This window comes from Devosia faecipullorum (genome assembly GCF_015158295.1).
GTDB classification, from domain to species: domain Bacteria; phylum Pseudomonadota; class Alphaproteobacteria; order Rhizobiales; family Devosiaceae; genus Devosia; species Devosia faecipullorum.
This window is the reverse complement of record NZ_JACDXV010000005.1, coordinates 147,598-164,194: the sequence shown is the minus strand read 5'-3', so window position 1 is coordinate 164,194 and position 16,597 is coordinate 147,598. Positions and strand designations below refer to the sequence as shown.

Below are 16,597 nucleotides of genomic sequence, written 5' to 3'. Positions count from 1 at the left end.
GCGTAAAGCTTGGTTCGTGACGGTTTCCCGCGCCCGCTGCGGCAAGGGAATCAAAAGGGAACACGGTGCGGATTACCCATCAGGGGCCAAAACCGTGGCTGCCCCCGCAACTGTAAGCGGTGGGCGCTCTCGATACGCCACTGGTCGACAGGCATCGACCCGAAAAGCGCCATGCGGTTTTCGGCCAAGACGATGCCCAAACGATCGGGAAGGCGAGGGCGCTGCATTCACCGCGAAGCCAGGAGACCTGCCGGCACTCTGGCCGTCGTGACGACGGCCAGGATCAACCGGGCTCGACGCCCATCTATTCCGTGCACGGAGGGTGCCACATGAATAACGCAGCCGTTTCCACCGGCCTCAAGTCTCTTTCTCTGTCCCAGCGGCTCATTGCCGGCATGCTGGCCCTGTTCCTGGGCCTGACCTTGCTGGTCGGCACCGGCTTTGCCGGCGATTACCGCCTGCATAACGGCGCCCATGACACGCGCCACGCCATGGGGTTCCCCTGCCATTAAGGCAGGCCCGTTCGGTCACTAGGACGAGAGAAAAATGTTCCGCAATCTGTTTTTTGCTGCGCTGGTCGCAGCCCTTTGTGCTGGCCTGGCCACATCGGCCTTCCAGGCCTGGCGCGTCACCCCGCTGATCTTTGCCGCCGAAGCCTATGAGGGCGGCGACGCCGAGGCTCACGAACATGGCGAAGCCGCTGACGACAGCGTCGCCGCCAATGAAGCCCATGCCCATGACGACGACGAATGGGCCCCCCAGGATGGCGTCGAGCGCACCCTTTACACCATCGCCGCCAATCTGCTGATGGCCGCCGGCTATGCGCTGATCATCGGCGCGGTCTCGGTGCTGTTCAACCTGCCCATCACCTTTGCCAATGGGCTTTATTGGGGCGTCGCCGGCTTTGCCGCCTTCTCGCTCGCCCCCGCGCTCGGCCTGCCGCCGGGCATGCCCGGCATGCCGGTCGCCGATACACTGGCCCGCCAGGTCTGGTGGTTCGGCGCCGCGCTCTCGACCGGCGCTGCCTTCCTCCTCGTCGCCAAGGTCCGTGCGCCCTGGGCGCTGGCCGTGGCGTTGGCGCTGGTCCTGCTGCCCCAGCTCATCGCCGCCCCCATTGCTCCCACTGATCCCAGCGACGTGCCGCCGCGCCTCACCGCCGAATTCGTTGCCGCCGTGCTCTATAATTCGGCGCTGTTCTGGGTCGTGCTCGGCCTCGCCTTCGGCCGGATCAACGATTATCTGGCCGCCCGTCCGGCCACTATTGCCCATGGAGTCAAAGCATGACCACCAAGATCCCTACCACGGTCATCACCGGCTTTCTCGGCGCCGGCAAGACCACCCTCGTGCGCCACATGCTGGCCCATGCTCCCAAGGGCAAGCGCATCGCGCTGATCATCAACGAGTTCGGCGATCTGGGCGTGGACAAGGACATTCTCGCCGGCTGCGGCGACGAGACCTGCCGCGAAGAGGATATGGTCGAATTGTCCAATGGCTGCATTTGCTGCACCGTGGCCGATGAATTCATCCCCACCATGCAGGCCCTTCTGGCCCGGCCGGACAAGTTCGATCACATCGTCATCGAAACCTCGGGCCTGGCTTTGCCGCAGCCGCTGATCCGCGCCTTCAACTGGCCCGAGATCAAGGCCCAGGTAACTATTGATGGCGTCGTCACCGTCGCCGATGCCGCAGCCCTGGCCGAAGGGCGCTTCGCCAGCGACGAAGCCGCCGTCGATGCCCTGCGCCGCCAGGATGAAATGCTCGACCACGAAACGCCGCTTGGCGAATTGTTCGAAGATCAGCTGTCCGTCGCCGACATGGTCATCATTAACAAGACCGATCTGGTCGATGCCGCCCTGCTCGACAAGGTGGAAGCCAATATCCGCGCCGAACTGCGTCCTGGCGTCGGCATTGTCCGCGCCGCCAATGGCCATGTGGACATCGCGGCTCTGCTCGGCATGGGCATGTCCTCCGAGGATGACATCGCCAATCGCCCCAGCCACCACGAGCTGGAACATGGCGGCGAGACCCACGAGCACGACGATTTCGACAGCTTCTCGCTGCGCCTGCCCGCCATTATCGGCAAGGATGACCTCCTCGCCGTGATCGAGCAGACCATTCGTGACCATGACGTCTTGCGCCTCAAGGGCTTTGCCGCCATCCCCGGCGCCGCTGCCCGTCTCGCTATTCAGGCCGTCGGTCCCCGCGTCACCGCCTATTTCGACCGCCCCTGGAAGGATGGCGAATTGCGCGACACTGCCCTCGTCGTCATCGGCGAACAGCCGCTCGACCGCGCCGCCATCACGCAAAGCCTGGAAAAGGCGGCGGCATAATATCCCGATCGCCGCTTGCCACCCATGCCCGCCGCGCTCCGTCCCCCGGGGCGGGGTGGTGGGTGGCGGCGAGGCGGGTTGGCGGTGCGGGGCGGCGGGGTGAATGGCGGCGAGGCGGGGGCGCCCAGAGGCCTTCCGGTCCTGCTGGTCCTTCCAATCCCGCCCGTCCTACCGGCCCCTCTCCCCTTCGTCACCGCCCGGCCTGTCCGGGCGGTCCATGGGATAGACCGGCGAACCGGATTGCCTGGCCCCAGTCTGGGCTTCTCTCCGGGGTTGTGAGGCGAAGGAGCCTTGATATCCGGGCCATCGCGCCCATTGTGATCATCGCTCGTTGCACTCCAGCGAGCAAAGCGCCGATAGTGAGAGCATGACCCAAAGGCCTGAAGTGATAACCCGCGTCAATTGCGAGCTTATTGCCGCCGCCCTTGCATCACGCGGGAGGCCGTGATGCACCTGCTCTCCGCCCAGGCCGGTTCCATCCAGCAGGAAGGCGAGGCTATCGATCTGGCCCAGTCGCCCGGCGCCCATATCTTCGCCTCCTCCGCCGATAGCGAATTGGCCATGCTGGCCGGCGCCGCCGACAGGGCAGGGGAGGGCGGGCTGCGCCTCGCCAATGTCATGCGCCTCGCCAACAATCTCTCGGTGGACATGTGGCTGGAAAAGACCGTCGCCCATGCGCGTCTCGTCGTGCTCCGCCTCATCGGCGGCATGGCCTATTTCCAATATGGCGTCGATGAACTGACCGCGCTCTGCACCAATAAGCGCATTCCGCTCGTGCTGTTGCCGGGCGACGCCAATCCCGACCCCATTCTTCAAGCACGCTCCACCATTCATCCAGACGATTGGCTCGTCCTCCACCGTCTTTTCGTTGCCGGTGGCCCCGACAATGCCGATACCCTGCTCACGGCCTTCGCCCGACTGGCAGAAAGCCCGCCGACACAAAACCCCTCCCCCATGAGGGAAGGGGATGGTTTGGGGGTGCAGGCGACGGAGCAGAATCCGGCATTATCGGCTCTGGAGCCCCAGCCCTTCCCCCGCTTCGGTCTTTGGCACCCCGTCCTCGGTATGACCGACGAAGCCGGTCTGCGCGCTCTGCATGCCGGGCCTCCCGCTCCGTTGTCGCCCCATATCCCCATCCTCTTCTACCGCGCCGCCCTTGAAGGCGCCGGCACTGCCACGCTCGAAGCCCTGATCGCGGCGCTCGAAGCGCGCGGTCTCGCCCCGGTGCCGCTGCTCGTCTCCTCGCTCAAGGAAGCTGCCTGCATCCGTTTCGTCCAGAACGCGCTGGCCGCCTTCCCGCCCTCGGCGATCTTCAATCTCACGGCCTTCGGCCTCGGCGTCGCCGATCTCGACGCGAAATCCAATCCCTTCGCCGGAACGGACGCGCCGGTCATCCAGCTCGTCCAGTCCGGCCGCTCCCGCTCCCAATGGCTGGCCGATCCGCAGGGGCTCTCCTCCAAGGACATGGCCATGTATCTGGTCATGCCCGAAGTCGATGGCCGCATCGGCGGGCTTCTGGTCGGACACAAGGCAGACGCCGTCTGGCACGAGCGCACCCAATGCCCCCTCAGCGCCTATGAGCCCGATCAGGGCGGCATCAGCCGCGCCGTGGACCTCGCCGCCAACTGGGCCCGCCTCCGCCACACCCCGAGCGCCGACCGCAAGATCGCCCTTATCCTCGCCAATTACCCCATCCGCGACGGCCGCCTCGCCAACGGCGTCGGCTACGACGCCCCCGAAAGCACCGCCCGCATGCTGATGGCGCTCGACCAGGCCGGCTACACGCTGTCCGACATAGCCCCTGCCGCGCCATTCCCATCCCCCGCCGGCCCAAAGCCCCTCCCCCTTGAGGGAAGGGGTTGGGGTGGGGGTTCCGCACCCGCTACCTACCCGAAATCATCGACTGACCTCATTGCCCTGCTGCAATCGGGCCCCACCAATGCCAATCCGCAGCGGGGGAATTCGGCCGCTATCCTGCCGCTTGCGCGCTATGCCGAATTGCTCGCCGCGCTTCCCGAGGAAATCCGCGAAGCCATCACCACCCGCTGGGGCGATCCGGCGCGCGATCCCTTTGTCCGCGACGGGGCGTTCCACCTCCCGGCGCATCGTTTCGGCAATGTCGTGCTCCTGCTCCAGCCGGCGCGCGGTTATCACCTGGATGAAACCGCCAGTTACCACGACCCGGCCCTTGTTCCGCCCCATGCCTATGCCGCCGCCTATCTCTGGCTTCGCCACGAATGGGGCGCTCATGCCATGGTGCATAATGGCAAGCACGGCACGCTCGAATGGCTGCCGGGCAAGTCCGCCGCCCTCGATGACGATTGCTATCCCGATGCGCTCTGGGGGCAATTGCCCCATCTTTATCCCTTCATCGTCAACGATCCCGGCGAAGGGACGCAGGCCAAGCGCCGCACCGGGGCGGTGATTATCGATCATCTGGTGCCGCCGCTGACCCGGGCCGAGACCTATGGGCCGCTCAAGGATCTCGAAGCCCTGCTCGATGAATATTACGCCGCCTCGGGCATGGATCGCCGCCGCCTCGCTGATCTCAAGAGCCGGATTCTCGATTTCACCCGCGATAGCCGTCTCGATCAGGACATCGGCCTGCCGGGGGACGAGACCGAGGCCCTGATCAAGATCGACAACTTCCTGTGCGACCTGAAGGAAGCTCAGATCCGCGATGGCCTGCACATTTTCGGGTCGTCCCCGCTGGGAGGAATGGAACGAGACCTCGCAATCGCTCTGGCCAGAGTGCCACGCGGGGATGAAGCCGGGGATAATTCTCTGATCCGTGCTCTTGCGGATGATCTTAAGCTCGGTCTCGATCCGCTCACCGCCGATTTGGGCCTTCCCTGGCATGGGCCGGAGGTCGGCGGAGGCGAGGGGGCGGCAGAGGGGAACAGTCTGTTGGCAAATGGCCGTCCCGAAGTGAAAATTCGGCGGATTGGCGACGTGGTTTCCGCGCTTGAAGCCATGGCGGCGGACATAATTGACAAAAAAATGCCTGTGCCGGCGGACTGGATCGCGACCCACGCGGTTCTACAAACCGTCGAAACCCATATCCGGCCCCGTCTCGCCGCTTCCGGTCCCGCCGAGATGGCTGCCTTTCTCGATGCGCTCGACGGCAAATTCATCGCCCCCGGTCCCTCCGGCGCGCCCTCGCGTGGGCGCCTTGACGTGCTGCCCACGGGCCGCAATTTCTATTCAGTCGATGCCCGCGCCGTTCCCACGCCAAGTGCTTGGGAACTCGGGCGAAAGTCGGCCGAGAACCTGGTCCTTCGCCACCTTCAGGATCATGGCCATTACCTCAGGTCGGTGGCCCTGTCGGTCTGGGGCACCGCCAATATGCGCACCGGCGGCGACGACCTCGCTCAGGCCATGGCGCTGATCGGGGCAAAGCCCGTCTGGGATCCCGGTTCGCTGCGCGTTTCCGGCTACGAGATCGTGCCGCTGGCCCGGCTCGATCGTCCGCGCGTCGACGTAACCCTCAGAATTTCCGGCTTTTTTCGCGATGCCTTCCCCGCCCAGATCGCCTTGTTCGATCGCGCCATTCGCGCCATCGGGGCGCTGGACGAACCCGAGGCGGACAATCCCATCGCCGCCCGCATGCGCGCCGATGCTCTGGGCCTGATGGCCAAAGGCCAGTCCGAGGCGGACGCCGCGCTTCAGGCCGGTGCGAGAATTTTTGGTTCAAAGCCAGGCGCTTACGGCGCGGGTCTCGGTCATCTCATCGACAATGGCCGCTGGAGCGACAAGGCGGATCTGGCCAATCAGGCGATTGCCTGGGGCCAATATGCCTATGGCGCCAAGGTGCAGGGCGTGCCGATGCAGGAGCGGTTCCGCGCCCGGCTGGGCGACATCGATGCGGTGATTCACAATCAGGATAACCGCGAACACGACCTGTTGGATTCGGACAATTACTATCAGTTCGAAGGCGGACTCTCAGTTGCCGCCGAAATGGTGTCCGGCCGCCGTCCCGCCGCCTATCACAATGATCATTCCCGCCCCGAAAACCCGAAAATTCGCACGCTGGAACAAGAGATTAGCCATGTGATGCGCAGCCGCGTCGTCAATCCGAAATGGCTTGCCGGGATGATGCGCCATTCCTATCGCGGCGCCTTCGAGATCATCGCCACCCTCGATTTCATGTTCGCCTTCGCCGCGACCACCGGCGCGGTCAAGTCGCACCATTTCGACCTCGCCTTCGAGGCCTTTGTCCAGGATGATACGGTTCGGGAATTCATCAAGCATTCCAATCGCTTCGGCTATGATGAACTGATCGCGAAATTCCTTGAGGCCCAGCAAAGAGGGCTGTGGTCGCCCCGTTCAAATTCCGCTTTCGCCTTTCTGGAGCACACACATGACTGACAGGCCAGCCAAGAAGACCGATCTGATGAGCGAAGCCGAGCGCGACGCCTATCATGCTGAAAAGATGAAGAAAAAGAAGGCGGCGCGCGACAAGATCCTCTCCACCAAGACCGAGGAGAAGGGCCTGCTGATCGTCCATACCGGCAAGGGCAAGGGCAAATCCACCGCCGCTTTCGGCATGGTCTTCCGCGCCCTTGGCAATGGCATGCGCGTCGGCGTGGTGCAATTCGTCAAGGGCGTCTGGAATACCGGTGAGCGCGACGTGCTCGACAAATTCCCCGATCAGGTGACGATTAATGCGATGGGAGAAGGGTTTACCTGGGACGTCGCTGACCGCCAGCGCGATCTTGCCGCCGCGCGCAAGGCCTGGGAACAGGCCAAGGCGCTGATCGAAGATCCCAGCTATAACATGGTATTGCTCGACGAACTCAATATCTGCCTGCGCTACGATTATCTGCCCATCGAGGAAGTGGTCGAGGTGCTCGCCAACAAGCCCGCCGACAAGCACGTCATCGTCACCGGCCGCAATGCCAAGGACGAACTCATTGAAATTGCTGATCTTGTGACGGAAATGACCGAGATCAAGCACCATTTCCGCGCCGGCGTGAAGGCGCAGAAGGGCGTCGAGTTCTAGGGCGTTTCCAGGAAAGATGGATACCGGTTTTCCGGTTCGCAAACGCGACAAAACAAACACTTAGATCATTTCAACGTTTCTACTATACGCTGAAATGATCTAGCAGTCCGACGCCATGAATGAGCGCTGGAGCCCGTCCATGGTGGGCTCCAGGGCGGCAAGGTCACGTACATTGAACTCAAGGCGGAACGCGGCGTAGGAACCGCCGTCGCAGAGCGTGATCAGGCGCTGCCGCACCACGCGGTCACCCCGTTGCGCGGTAAATTCCGCCCAATGCGGCGTCGAGGATTGGGACTGGATCGCCCAATTGCCGGCGCGGGCCGCATCGAGCGCCGCCGCTGCTTCAGTTTCGAATTCTTCAGAAAAATGGCCGCCCCACACACTAAGCCCTTGGGCAGCAATGGAATTGTAAAATATCTGCCCGTCGCCATTGGCGCTTTCGCCATTGCCCTCGAAGCCGGGCGGCGCGTCGATTTCATAGCCGAACCGCGCATTTTCATAGGGCGTCCAATATTGCGCCCAGGCCGGGGCCGCCAGAACCAACAGGACAAGGGTGAGAATGGCGCGCATGTGTGGAGGTTGCCCCCGCAATTTCCCCTTGGCAAGCGTGATCAGAGCACCACGATCCCTGAATGCTTGGCTTTTTCCTCGGGCTCGACATGGATGGTAATCTGCACGTCCTTGACCGCTTCGCGCAGCTTGGCCTCGATCCGGTCGCAGATCGTATGGGCATTGTCGACCGACATGGCGCCGGGCACCACGAGGTGAAAATCAATGAAGATCAGCTTGCCCGCCTGCCTTGTGCGGATGTCATGCGCTTCGATGGCGCCGTCGGCATTGACGGCGATGACGTCGCGGATGGTTTTCTGGGTTTCGGCCGGCACGGCCACGTCCATCAGCCCGCCGACGCTTTCGCGGATCACGCCCCAGCCGGACCAGAGAATATTGAGCGCCACAAGGGCCGCGAGCACCGAATCGAGCTGGGCGAAACCAGTGAGATAGACCAGCGCGAGCCCTGCCAATACGCCGATGGTGGAGACCACGTCGGTCATCAAATGCTTGCCATCGGCCTCCATGGCGGGTGAGCGCGCCTTGCGCCCATGGCGGATCAGCACCTGCGCCCAGACGACATTGATGGCAGTCGCGGCGATCGAGACCGCCATGCCCTGCACCGGCGCATCGGGCATTTGCGGGTTCATGAAACCGAGAACAGCCTCACGCATGATCAGGATGGCGGCGATGATGATCATCACCCCCACGATCACGGCGGAGAAATATTCGGCCTTGTGATAGCCATAGGGCAGGGCGGCGTCGGCCGGCCGCTGGGCCAGGCGCACGGCGAGCAGCGCCACGATGGCCGTGACCACGTTGACGATGGATTCGAGAGCGTCCGAATAAAGCGCCACCGAGCCGGTCAGCCACCAGGCCAGCGTCTTGAGGCCGAGCACGACGAGCCCCACCCCCAGACTGATTGCGGCAATTGCCAATGTCTTGTTGGTGATGGCCATGATGTCCGCCTGTTAGCGAGCTTGCAGACCTGCAATAGCGGAGGACGTCGTTTGCTGCAAGTTGTTGTATTTGCAAACGATTTTCAGAGGCATTCCGATATTCCCCAGCGGATCGGCGGAAGCCTTTGATTGACCATGGGCTTTGCTGCGCCTAAGGTCGTCGCCCAAGCGCAGCGTTCCCATGACGGAACTGAAACAGAGCCTGGTGCGGTCGACCAAAGGCGGGACCAAATCCAGGGCTGAGCCGGTTTTGAGCGGACCTGCCTCGTAATGTGTCGAGGCGAAATGTATGAGCATCCTGCCAGCCGCAAGCTGGCCAGCCGGACTTTTCCCCGCGCGGATATAGTTGTGGGTCTTGGGGCGCGCTTCTGCGCCGGTCCTGAGGAAATTCTTCATCTTCTCGACGCCACTCTGGCCGAAGCCGGCTTGGATCGCCATGATCTTGCGGCCCTGGCGACGCTGGACGGCAAGCAATCCCATCCCGCACTCCGCTCCGTTGCGGATCGGCTGGCATTGCCGCTTCTGGCGGTTCCGCCGCAGGATTTGCCCCGCGACGTGCCCAATCCGTCCCCACATGTGACCCATTATCTGGCCTTGCCTTCGGTGGCCGAGGCGTCGGCGCTGGCCTTTGGTCCGCTGCTCGTGGAAAAGCGGCGCAGCGCCAATGCCACCTGCGCGCTGTCGCGCTGGACGCCGCCCTATGCGCTGCCGACATCCAGCGCGGCGAGTGCCGCCTCGACGCTGTCCACTTCCAGCGCCGGTCCATAATGAGGGCGCGCAATCATGATCACCCGAACGCCGGCCTGCCTGGCCGCCTCGAGCTTGGCGCTGGTCTGGGCGCCGCCCGAATTCTTGCTGATGAGGTGAGTAACGCCATGCCCCCCAATCAGCGCGATTTCGTCGTCCAGCCCATAAGGCGGCCGCGTCTGGATCAACTGCGCATGCAACGGCAGGTCCATGCTCGGCGCCTCGATAACGCGCACGAGGAACGAACAATCCTCGCGCCGCAGATAAGTTTCGAGCCCGGCATGGCCGGTGGTGAGCAGCACTTTGGCGCCTTTGGGAAGGCAATCGGCTGCCTCCTGCGCGCTGCCCACCATGGTCCAGTCCTGGCCCGGTTGAGGTGCCCAGGGTGGGCGCATATAGCGTACCAGCCTGATGCCGGTCTCTTCCGCAGCGGCAGCGGCATTGATGGACATCAGACCGGCATAGGGATGGGTGGCATCAACCAGCCGCTCCACCCCCGCCGCGCGCAGATAGGCGCAGAGCCCGGCCACGCCGCCGAACGGCCCCATGCGCAGCCCGCCTTCCGGCAGGATGGGATCCTGCGTGCGGCCGGCCAGCGAGGTCGTCACCTCATGGCCCAGCGCCACCAGCCGGCTCGCCAATTGCCGCGCTTCGCTCGTTCCTCCAAGGATCAGGATATTCATTGCTCTGTGTCCAATCATCGCCGCCACTGTGCCCGTCCGGGCCCTGCCGCTCAAGCCGTGAGTGTCGCTCGTGACTGATACGATCCTGTCTCGTCTCGCCGAGGCCGATTTTCCGCCCTTCGATCCGGGCTCGGTCTGGCTCGTCGGCGCCGGTCCCGGGGGGCCGGGGCTTTTGACCCTGTTGGGGCTGCATGCTCTGGGCGCTGCCGATGTCATCGTCCATGACGCGCTGGTTTCGCCCGATATTCTGGCGCTGGCGCCAGCTCATATCGAACGTATCCACGCCGGCAAGCGCGGCGGCAAGCCCTCCCCGAAACAAGCCGACATCACCATTCGTCTTATCGAACTGGCGCGGCAGGGCAAGCGCGTGCTGCGGCTCAAGGGCGGCGATCCCTTCATGTTTGGGCGGGGCGGGGAGGAAGCGGGCGAATTGGCGCGCGCCGGCATTGCCTTCCGTATCGTGCCGGGCATTTCCTCGGGGCTGGGCGGGCTCGCCTATGCCGGCCTGCCGGTGACGCATCGCGACGCCAATCACTCGGTAATTTTCCTCACCGGCCATGATGAAACCGGCGCGGTTCCCGGCGCCATCGACTGGCCCGCCGTCGCCCGCGCCGCGCCGGTCATCGTCATGTTCATGGCGGTCAAGCATCTGCCGCTCATTGCTCAACGCCTGCTCGATGCCGGCCGGACGCCCGATGAGGCGCTGACCATTGTGTCCGAGGCGGCGAGCCCGGCCCAGACCGTCATCGAGACCAGTCTGGGCGCAGCCGGGACACTGACCGATCTGCCCACTCCATCCATTCTGGTGCTGGGCCCGGTGTCCCGCTATCGGCGCAGCCTCGACTGGTATGTCGGGGAAGCAAGGAAGCATGTCTTTGGCTAAGGGGATGGTCATTGCCGCGCCACGCTCCGGCTCGGGCAAGACGCTGGTGACGCTGGGCCTCCTGGCCGCCTTGCGCCAGCGCGGTGTGAACGTTGCTCCCGCCAAGACCGGCCCCGATTATATCGATCCGGTCTTTCATGCCGAGGCGGCAGGTCACGCATCCGTCAATCTCGATCCATGGGCCATGTCGCCGGGCCAGATCGCGGCGCTGGCCACCCGTCAGGCCAGCGGGGCCGATCTGCTTCTCGTCGAGGGCGTCATGGGCCTGTTCGACGCCGCCGCCGATGGCAATGGCTCCACCGCCGATCTCGCCGAAATGCTGGGCCTGCCGGTCATTTTCGTGATCGATGCGGACAAGCAGAGCCAGTCCATCGCCGCACTGGTCTCCGGCTTTGCCCATTGGCGTCCGGCTGTCCGCATTGCCGGCATCATCGTCAATCGCGTCGCGTCCGCTCGCCACGAACGCATGCTGGCGGCCTCCCTGCGCGCCACTGCCATACCCGTTCTGGGCTTCATTCCCCGCCACGCGGACCTGATCATTCCCGAGCGCCACCTCGGGCTCACCCTGCCCGGTGAGATTGCCACCTTTGCCGGTTTTCTCGATTTTGCGGCGCAGACGATTGGCGATTTTGTTGATCTGGATGCGCTTCAGAGCCTCGCTGCGCCACTCTTGCCGCCCGCAGCAACATCCATGGCCTTGCCGCCGCTCGGCCAACATATCGCCATTGCCTGCGATGCCGCTTTCGCTTTTCTCTATTCACATCTGCTCGAGGGCTGGCGCGCAGCGGGAGCGGAACTGAGCCTCTTTTCGCCCCTCGCCGATGAGGCGCCGAACCCGACGGCCGATGCGATCTTCCTCCCCGGCGGCTATCCCGAACTGCACGGTCCCGCGCTGGCCGCCGCCACTCATTTCCATAGCGGCCTCCGCGCCGCCCGCGATCGCGATGCGCTGATCTATGGCGAATGCGGGGGCTTCATGGCCCTGGGCGAGGCGCTGATCGACAAGGACGGGACCAGCCATTCCATGTCCGGCCTCCTGCCGATGACTACCCGCATGGACCGGCCCAAGCGCGTCCTCGGCTATCGTCGCCTGATCCATGACAGCCCCTTGCCGTGGCCGCCGGGCCTCAATGGGCACGAATTCCACTATTCCTCGGCCAAACAATCCGGCCTGCCGCCGCTATTCGAAGCGCTTGACGCCGAAGGCGTCCGCCAATTGCCCATGGGAGCGTTTCTGGGCCGGGTCATGGGGTCTTACGCCCATGTCATTGCTCCGGCATAAGAAGGCCATGACCAAAGCCATCATGTTCATGGGTACAGGCTCCGATGTCGGCAAATCGCTGATCGTGGCCGGCCTTTGCCGCGCGCTGGCCAATCGCGGCCTCTCCGTCGCCCCCTTCAAGCCGCAGAACATGAGCAATAATGCCGCCGTCACCGAGGATGGCGGCGAAATCGGCCGGGCGCAGGCCTTGCAGGCACGCGCTGCCCGCAAGCTGCCCGTCACGGCGATGAACCCGGTTCTGCTCAAGCCGGAAGGCGAAACCGGCTCCCAAATCATCGTGCGCGGCCAGCGCCGCGCCAGCCTCACGGCCCGCCAATATTGGGCCGACCGCGCCCAGCTCATGCCCGAAGTGCTCGCCGCCTTTTCCGAACTCGCCCGCGATACTGACTATGTGCTGGTGGAAGGCGCGGGCAGCGCCTCCGAGGTCAATTTGCGGCAAGGCGACATTGCCAATTTCGGCTTCGCCCGCGCCGCCGATATTCCGGTCGTGTTGATCGGCGACATTCATCGCGGCGGCGTCATTGCCTCGCTTGTCGGCACGCTGGCGGTGATCGATCCGGACGATGCCGCCCTGGTCCGCGCCAGCCTCATCAACAAATTCTTCGGCGATCCGGCCCTGTTCGAAAGCGGCAAGGCTTTTCTCGAAGCCCGCACCCACCGTCCCTGTCTCGGCCCGGTGCCGCATTTCGCCGAAGCCGCGCGCCTCCCCGCCGAGGATGCGCTGGCGCTCGATAGTCTTTCGAGCGGGCAGGGGGCTTTCCACATCGCCGTGCCGCGCCTGCCGCGCATCGCCAATTTCGACGATCTCGATCCGCTCCGCGCCGAACCGGGCGTCACCCTGACTTTGGTCCAGCCCGGCAATGCCATGCCGCGTCATGCCGATCTGATCATCCTGCCCGGCTCCAAGGCGACGCGTGCCGATCTCGAATTTCTGCGCGCCAATGGCTGGGACATCGACATCGCCGCCCATCACCGCGCCGGCGGTTTCGTCCTGGGCATTTGTGGCGGCTACCAGATGCTCGGGCGCCAGATCGCCGATCCCGACGGCATCGAGGGTGCGCCCGGAACCAGTCCTGGCCTCGGCCTGCTCGATCTCGACACCGTCCTCGCCCCGGTCAAGCAATTGCGCGTCGAAGCGGCCATTCATGCCCCGAGCGGCGAGAACCTGACCGGCTATCACATGCATATGGGCGTGACCGAGGGGCCAGCGCGCGCCATTCCCTTCGCGCGGGTCGGCGCCGAACCGGAAGGGGCAATCAGCGCCGATGGCCGTATTATGGGCACTTATCTGCACGGGCTTTTTGCCGCCGATGGCTTCCGCCGCGCCTTTCTCGGCCAGCCGGCCAGTGCCGATCTCGCTTATGAAGCCGGGATCGAGGCGGTGCTTGACGGGCTGGCCCGGCATCTGGAAAAGCACCTCGACATCGACAATCTGCTGTCTCTCGCCGCGCAAGTGAAGGTCTAGACATGGAAACGCTGATCGCACCGCTTGCCTTGGCGCTGGAGCGCCGCTTCGGCTATCCGCAGAAACTGACCGAAACCATCGGCCATCCGGTCATCTGGTTCGGCCGGTTGATCGGCTTTTGCGAGAGCCGCCTTAATAATGAAAGCCGCAGCGCCGACCAGCGCCGGCTGGCGGGCATCGTCGCGCTCGGCCTGCTGCTCCTTTCCGTCCTGATCGTGACCATCGGCATCAGCACCATCCTGTCCTGGCTACCCTTTGGCTGGTTGCTGGAAATGCTGCTGGCAACGGCTTTTCTGGCGCAGAAGGAATTGGGCCGCGCCGTCAGGGCCGTATCCGAGACCCTGCGGCAATCGCTCGCCGCCGGGCGCGAAGCGGTAAGCCACGTTGTCGGCCGCGATCCGCAGATGCTCGACGAGGCCGGCATTGCCCGCGCTGCGGTCGAGACGCTGGCTGAAAGCACCTCGGACGGCGTCGTCGCGCCGTGGTTCTTCCTGGTTCTGTTCGGCCTGCCCGGCATCGCGCTCTACAAGGCCGTCAATACCGCCGATTCCATGATCGGCCATCTCAATGCGCGCTATCGCGATTATGGCTGGGCCGCCGCGAAACTGGACGATGTGCTCAACTGGCTCCCGGCCCGCCTCACCGCCATTTTTATTACCTTGGCCTGCTTCTTCGTGCCCGGCGCCAGCCCGTCCAAGGCCTGGGCCATTGCGCGGCGCGATGCCCGCAAGCACGAATCGCCCAATGCCGGCTGGCCCGAAGCCGCCTTTGCCGGCGCCCTCAATTTCCAGCTCGGCGGCCCGCGCGCCTATGACGGCGAGGTGATCGACCTGCCGGCCTTCGGCACGGGCAAATCGTCACTGGGCGCCAGCGACATCATGCTGGCGCTGCTGCTCTATCGGCGGACGCTCGATGTGCTGCTGGCCCTCAGCGCGGCTCTGGCGATCATCCTCATGTTCCGCTGAGCGCGGGCGCCTCGCCCTTCATGGTGAGGCTGAGTCCCGCCGCGACGAAATAGACGTCTTCGCAAACCTCGGCCAGCCGCTGATGCGCCGAACCGGCCAGATCGCGAAAGGTCCGGGCCATGGCATTGTCGGGCACGATGCCGAGGCCGACCTCGTTCGACACCAGGATCACCTTGGCCTGCCGGAATTCCATCAATGTGGCGCACAATTCGCCCACGGCACTGGCAACATCCGCATTGGCCATCAGCAGATTGGTGATCCACAGCGTCAGGCAGTCGACGAGGATGACGTCATGATCGGCACCCGCCGCGACAATGGCCCGCGACACGTCCAGCGGCTCCTCCATCGTCGTAAAACGTGCCCCTCGCAGCGCCTGATGGCTGTCCACCCGCGCGCGCATTTCATCGTCCAGAACCGAAGCCGTCGCCAGATATGCCGGCCTTGCGCCCGAATGCAGGGCCAGTCTTTCGGCAAAGGCCGTCTTGCCGGAGCGCGCCCCGCCCAGAACCAGGCAATGTCGTGTCATGATCCCTTCCTTCACTTCGGTTCGTCGCTTCCGGATCGCTGTTGACGAGCTTGGCTGCAACGATATGTGGCCGCAAGCTGTTCCCTATCGGCAGCGCGTCCTCGACATGCTATGCACCCGCGGCGCTCGGACCGAACGATTTCTGCTATATGATACTTTCGTCTTAGCATCTTTCGCATTATGGTCCGCGCCGAATTGACCCCCTAATCCGGGATTGGGCCGCCGAGTCCTGCCGCCGCCCTGTCCCCCCGACCCACGGAGTTGCCGTTCGTGCCGCGATATTACCTTGGCGTCGATGGTGGTGGCACCAATTGCCGTGTGCGCCTCGCCAATGCTGATCTGGAAACGCTGGCCGAGGTGAAGAACGGCCGCTCCAATCTTCAGATCGATGGAGGCGAGCCGGCCTATAAGGCGATTGTCGAGGGCACCCGTGACGTTTTCAAGGCGGCGGGCATCGACTATGCCGAAACCGCCAATACCTATGCCTGTTTCGGCATGGCCGGCGGGCGCATGGATTCGGCCCGCGCCGCCTTCGCAGCGCGCGCCTGGCCCTTTGCCGGCGTCACCGTCTATGACGACATCGATATTGCTCATGCCGGGGCGCTGGGCGGCGAAGAGGGCGGGGTGGTCATCATCGGCACCGGCTCGGCTGCCATGTCCATCGTCGGCGGTCGCCGCTATCAGGCCGGCGGCTGGGGCTTTCACATCGGTGACCAGATGAGCGGCGCCATTCTGGGCCGGGAACTGGCGCGCTACGCCGTCGAGGCCGCCGACGGGCTGCTCGAACCTTCGCCGCTGACCGAGGCGGTGATCGCGGCGCTGGGCGGGTCCAATCAGGCGGTCATGACCTGGGCCTTCGCCACCGAACTGGATTTGCGGCTGGAAAGCGACCACGGCTCGGAAGACGATGCGTTGATCGGCCGCGCCCCGGGTGAATATGGCAAGCTCATGCCGCTGTTTTTCGAGCATCTTGAAAAGCACGATCCGGTCGCGCTCAAATTGCTCGATATTGAGCTGGGCTATATCGATACCTATGTGAAATGGTTCAAGGCGCATGGCGCCGGAATTATGGCCATTGTCGGTGGTCTCGGTCAGCGCCTGTTCCCGAACCTGCAACAGCGTTTCGGCGGCTTTGTCGCCCTGCCCAAATACGAACCCCTGCATGGCGCAATCATTCTCGCCCGGCAGAATTTCGCCTCGAACTAA

At 64.2% G+C, this 16,597-nt stretch carries 16 protein-coding genes and 1 riboswitch; of the genes, 11 read left to right on the top strand and 5 right to left on the bottom strand.

What is annotated here, in order from left to right; all coding sequences use genetic code 11:
• The first annotated feature begins 3 nt into the window (after nucleotides 1-3).
• Nucleotides 4-269, top strand: a riboswitch (cobalamin riboswitch).
• Nucleotides 270-329: 60 nt separating this feature from the next.
• The 5 genes from H0482_RS12585 (at nucleotide 330) to cobO (ending at nucleotide 7,332) form a co-directional block, all read left to right on the top strand.
• Entirely contained in the window at nucleotides 330-512 is a 183-nt protein-coding gene (locus H0482_RS12585) for a CbtB domain-containing protein (protein WP_193730409.1), read from the top strand.
• 34 nt (nucleotides 513-546) lie between these two features.
• Nucleotides 547-1,284, top strand: coding sequence for a CbtA family protein (locus tag H0482_RS12580; RefSeq protein WP_193730408.1), 738 nt, complete (start codon nucleotides 547-549; stop codon nucleotides 1,282-1,284).
• On the top strand, nucleotides 1,281-2,330 hold the full coding sequence (cobW, locus tag H0482_RS12575; protein WP_193730407.1) for a cobalamin biosynthesis protein CobW: 1,050 nt from the start codon (nucleotides 1,281-1,283) through the stop codon (nucleotides 2,328-2,330). The genes H0482_RS12580 and cobW overlap by 4 nt, the downstream gene beginning before the upstream one ends.
• Nucleotides 2,331-2,777: 447 nt before the next feature.
• Nucleotides 2,778-6,698: a cobaltochelatase subunit CobN gene (cobN, locus tag H0482_RS12570; protein WP_193730406.1), complete on the top strand. Its 3,921-nt coding sequence runs from the start codon at nucleotides 2,778-2,780 to the stop codon at nucleotides 6,696-6,698.
• Nucleotides 6,699-6,723: 25 nt separating this feature from the next.
• A complete protein-coding gene (gene cobO / locus H0482_RS12565) occupies nucleotides 6,724-7,332 on the top strand; it encodes a cob(I)yrinic acid a,c-diamide adenosyltransferase (protein ID WP_407925729.1) in 609 nt (202 codons plus the stop codon).
• A gap of 99 nt (nucleotides 7,333-7,431) precedes the next feature.
• On the opposite strand, the gene H0482_RS12560 is transcribed toward cobO, so the two are convergent.
• Genes H0482_RS12560 through H0482_RS16925 form a run of 3 tightly spaced genes read right to left on the bottom strand, consistent with a single transcriptional unit; the run spans nucleotide 7,432 to nucleotide 9,278 of the window.
• A complete protein-coding gene (locus H0482_RS12560; protein ID WP_193730404.1) occupies nucleotides 7,432-7,902 on the bottom strand; it encodes a hypothetical protein in 471 nt (156 codons plus the stop codon).
• A 41-nt stretch (nucleotides 7,903-7,943) separates the two neighbouring features.
• Nucleotides 7,944-8,840 carry a cation diffusion facilitator family transporter gene (locus tag H0482_RS12555; RefSeq protein WP_193730403.1) on the bottom strand — a complete coding sequence of 299 codons (897 nt, stop codon included), beginning with the start codon at nucleotides 8,838-8,840 and terminating at the stop codon, nucleotides 7,944-7,946.
• A 12-nt stretch (nucleotides 8,841-8,852) separates the two neighbouring features.
• On the bottom strand, nucleotides 8,853-9,278 hold the full coding sequence (locus H0482_RS16925; RefSeq protein WP_330998261.1) for a hypothetical protein: 426 nt from the start codon (nucleotides 9,276-9,278) through the stop codon (nucleotides 8,853-8,855).
• Between H0482_RS16925 and H0482_RS12550 the strand changes: the two genes are divergently transcribed.
• Complete coding sequence (locus tag H0482_RS12550; RefSeq protein ID WP_330998259.1) at nucleotides 9,189-9,608, top strand: cobalamin biosynthesis protein; 420 nt, start codon at nucleotides 9,189-9,191, stop codon at nucleotides 9,606-9,608. The two genes, H0482_RS16925 and H0482_RS12550, sit on opposite strands and share 90 nt — an antisense overlap.
• Here H0482_RS12550 and H0482_RS12545 read toward each other — a convergent pair.
• The gene (locus tag H0482_RS12545; protein WP_230989615.1) at nucleotides 9,539-10,270 is read right to left on the bottom strand and encodes a cobalt-precorrin-6A reductase; all 732 of its coding nucleotides are present in this window, start codon (nucleotides 10,268-10,270) and stop codon (nucleotides 9,539-9,541) included. The genes H0482_RS12550 and H0482_RS12545 overlap by 70 nt on opposite strands.
• A 70-nt stretch (nucleotides 10,271-10,340) precedes the next feature.
• Between H0482_RS12545 and cobA the strand changes: the two genes are divergently transcribed.
• Genes cobA through cbiB form a run of 4 tightly spaced genes read left to right on the top strand, consistent with a single transcriptional unit; the run spans nucleotide 10,341 to nucleotide 14,865 of the window.
• Entirely contained in the window at nucleotides 10,341-11,153 is an 813-nt protein-coding gene (cobA, locus tag H0482_RS12540; protein ID WP_330998258.1) for a uroporphyrinogen-III C-methyltransferase, read from the top strand.
• Nucleotides 11,140-12,435 (top strand): cobyrinate a,c-diamide synthase, encoded by a 1,296-nt coding sequence (locus H0482_RS12535; protein WP_193730400.1) that lies wholly within the window; start codon nucleotides 11,140-11,142, stop codon nucleotides 12,433-12,435. Before cobA ends, H0482_RS12535 begins: the two co-directional genes overlap by 14 nt.
• Before the next feature lie 7 nt (nucleotides 12,436-12,442).
• Entirely contained in the window at nucleotides 12,443-13,900 is a 1,458-nt protein-coding gene (locus tag H0482_RS12530; RefSeq protein WP_210319162.1) for a cobyric acid synthase, read from the top strand.
• A gap of 2 nt (nucleotides 13,901-13,902) precedes the next feature.
• Nucleotides 13,903-14,865 carry an adenosylcobinamide-phosphate synthase CbiB gene (gene cbiB, locus H0482_RS12525; protein WP_193730399.1) on the top strand — a complete coding sequence of 321 codons (963 nt, stop codon included), beginning with the start codon at nucleotides 13,903-13,905 and terminating at the stop codon, nucleotides 14,863-14,865.
• On the opposite strand, the gene cobU is transcribed toward cbiB, so the two are convergent.
• Entirely contained in the window at nucleotides 14,852-15,391 is a 540-nt protein-coding gene (cobU, locus tag H0482_RS12520) for a bifunctional adenosylcobinamide kinase/adenosylcobinamide-phosphate guanylyltransferase (RefSeq protein ID WP_193730398.1), read from the bottom strand. The genes cbiB and cobU overlap by 14 nt on opposite strands.
• Nucleotides 15,392-15,661: 270 nt before the next feature.
• Between cobU and H0482_RS12515 the strand changes: the two genes are divergently transcribed.
• Nucleotides 15,662-16,597 (top strand): BadF/BadG/BcrA/BcrD ATPase family protein, encoded by a 936-nt coding sequence (locus H0482_RS12515; protein WP_193730397.1) that lies wholly within the window; start codon nucleotides 15,662-15,664, stop codon nucleotides 16,595-16,597.

What these genes read in the sequence shown, in the direction of transcription:
- H0482_RS12585 (WP_193730409.1), top strand. Translation starts at nt 330, where the DNA reads ATGAATAACGCAGCCGTTTCCACCGGCCTCAAGTCTCTTTCTCTGTCC.
- H0482_RS12580 (WP_193730408.1), top strand. Translation starts at nt 547, where the DNA reads ATGTTCCGCAATCTGTTTTTTGCTGCGCTGGTCGCAGCCCTTTGTGCT.
- cobW (WP_193730407.1), top strand. Translation starts at nt 1,281, where the DNA reads ATGACCACCAAGATCCCTACCACGGTCATCACCGGCTTTCTCGGCGCC.
- cobN (WP_193730406.1), top strand. Translation starts at nt 2,778, where the DNA reads ATGCACCTGCTCTCCGCCCAGGCCGGTTCCATCCAGCAGGAAGGCGAG.
- cobO (WP_407925729.1), top strand. Translation starts at nt 6,724, where the DNA reads ATGAGCGAAGCCGAGCGCGACGCCTATCATGCTGAAAAGATGAAGAAA.
- H0482_RS12560 (WP_193730404.1), bottom strand. Translation starts at nt 7,902, where the DNA reads ATGCGCGCCATTCTCACCCTTGTCCTGTTGGTTCTGGCGGCCCCGGCC.
- H0482_RS12555 (WP_193730403.1), bottom strand. Translation starts at nt 8,840, where the DNA reads ATGGCCATCACCAACAAGACATTGGCAATTGCCGCAATCAGTCTGGGG.
- H0482_RS16925 (WP_330998261.1), bottom strand. Translation starts at nt 9,278, where the DNA reads ATGGCGATCCAAGCCGGCTTCGGCCAGAGTGGCGTCGAGAAGATGAAG.
- H0482_RS12545 (WP_230989615.1), bottom strand. Translation starts at nt 10,270, where the DNA reads ATGAATATCCTGATCCTTGGAGGAACGAGCGAAGCGCGGCAATTGGCG.
- H0482_RS12535 (WP_193730400.1), top strand. Translation starts at nt 11,140, where the DNA reads ATGTCTTTGGCTAAGGGGATGGTCATTGCCGCGCCACGCTCCGGCTCG.
- H0482_RS12530 (WP_210319162.1), top strand. Translation starts at nt 12,443, where the DNA reads ATGACCAAAGCCATCATGTTCATGGGTACAGGCTCCGATGTCGGCAAA.
- cbiB (WP_193730399.1), top strand. Translation starts at nt 13,903, where the DNA reads ATGGAAACGCTGATCGCACCGCTTGCCTTGGCGCTGGAGCGCCGCTTC.
- cobU (WP_193730398.1), bottom strand. Translation starts at nt 15,391, where the DNA reads ATGACACGACATTGCCTGGTTCTGGGCGGGGCGCGCTCCGGCAAGACG.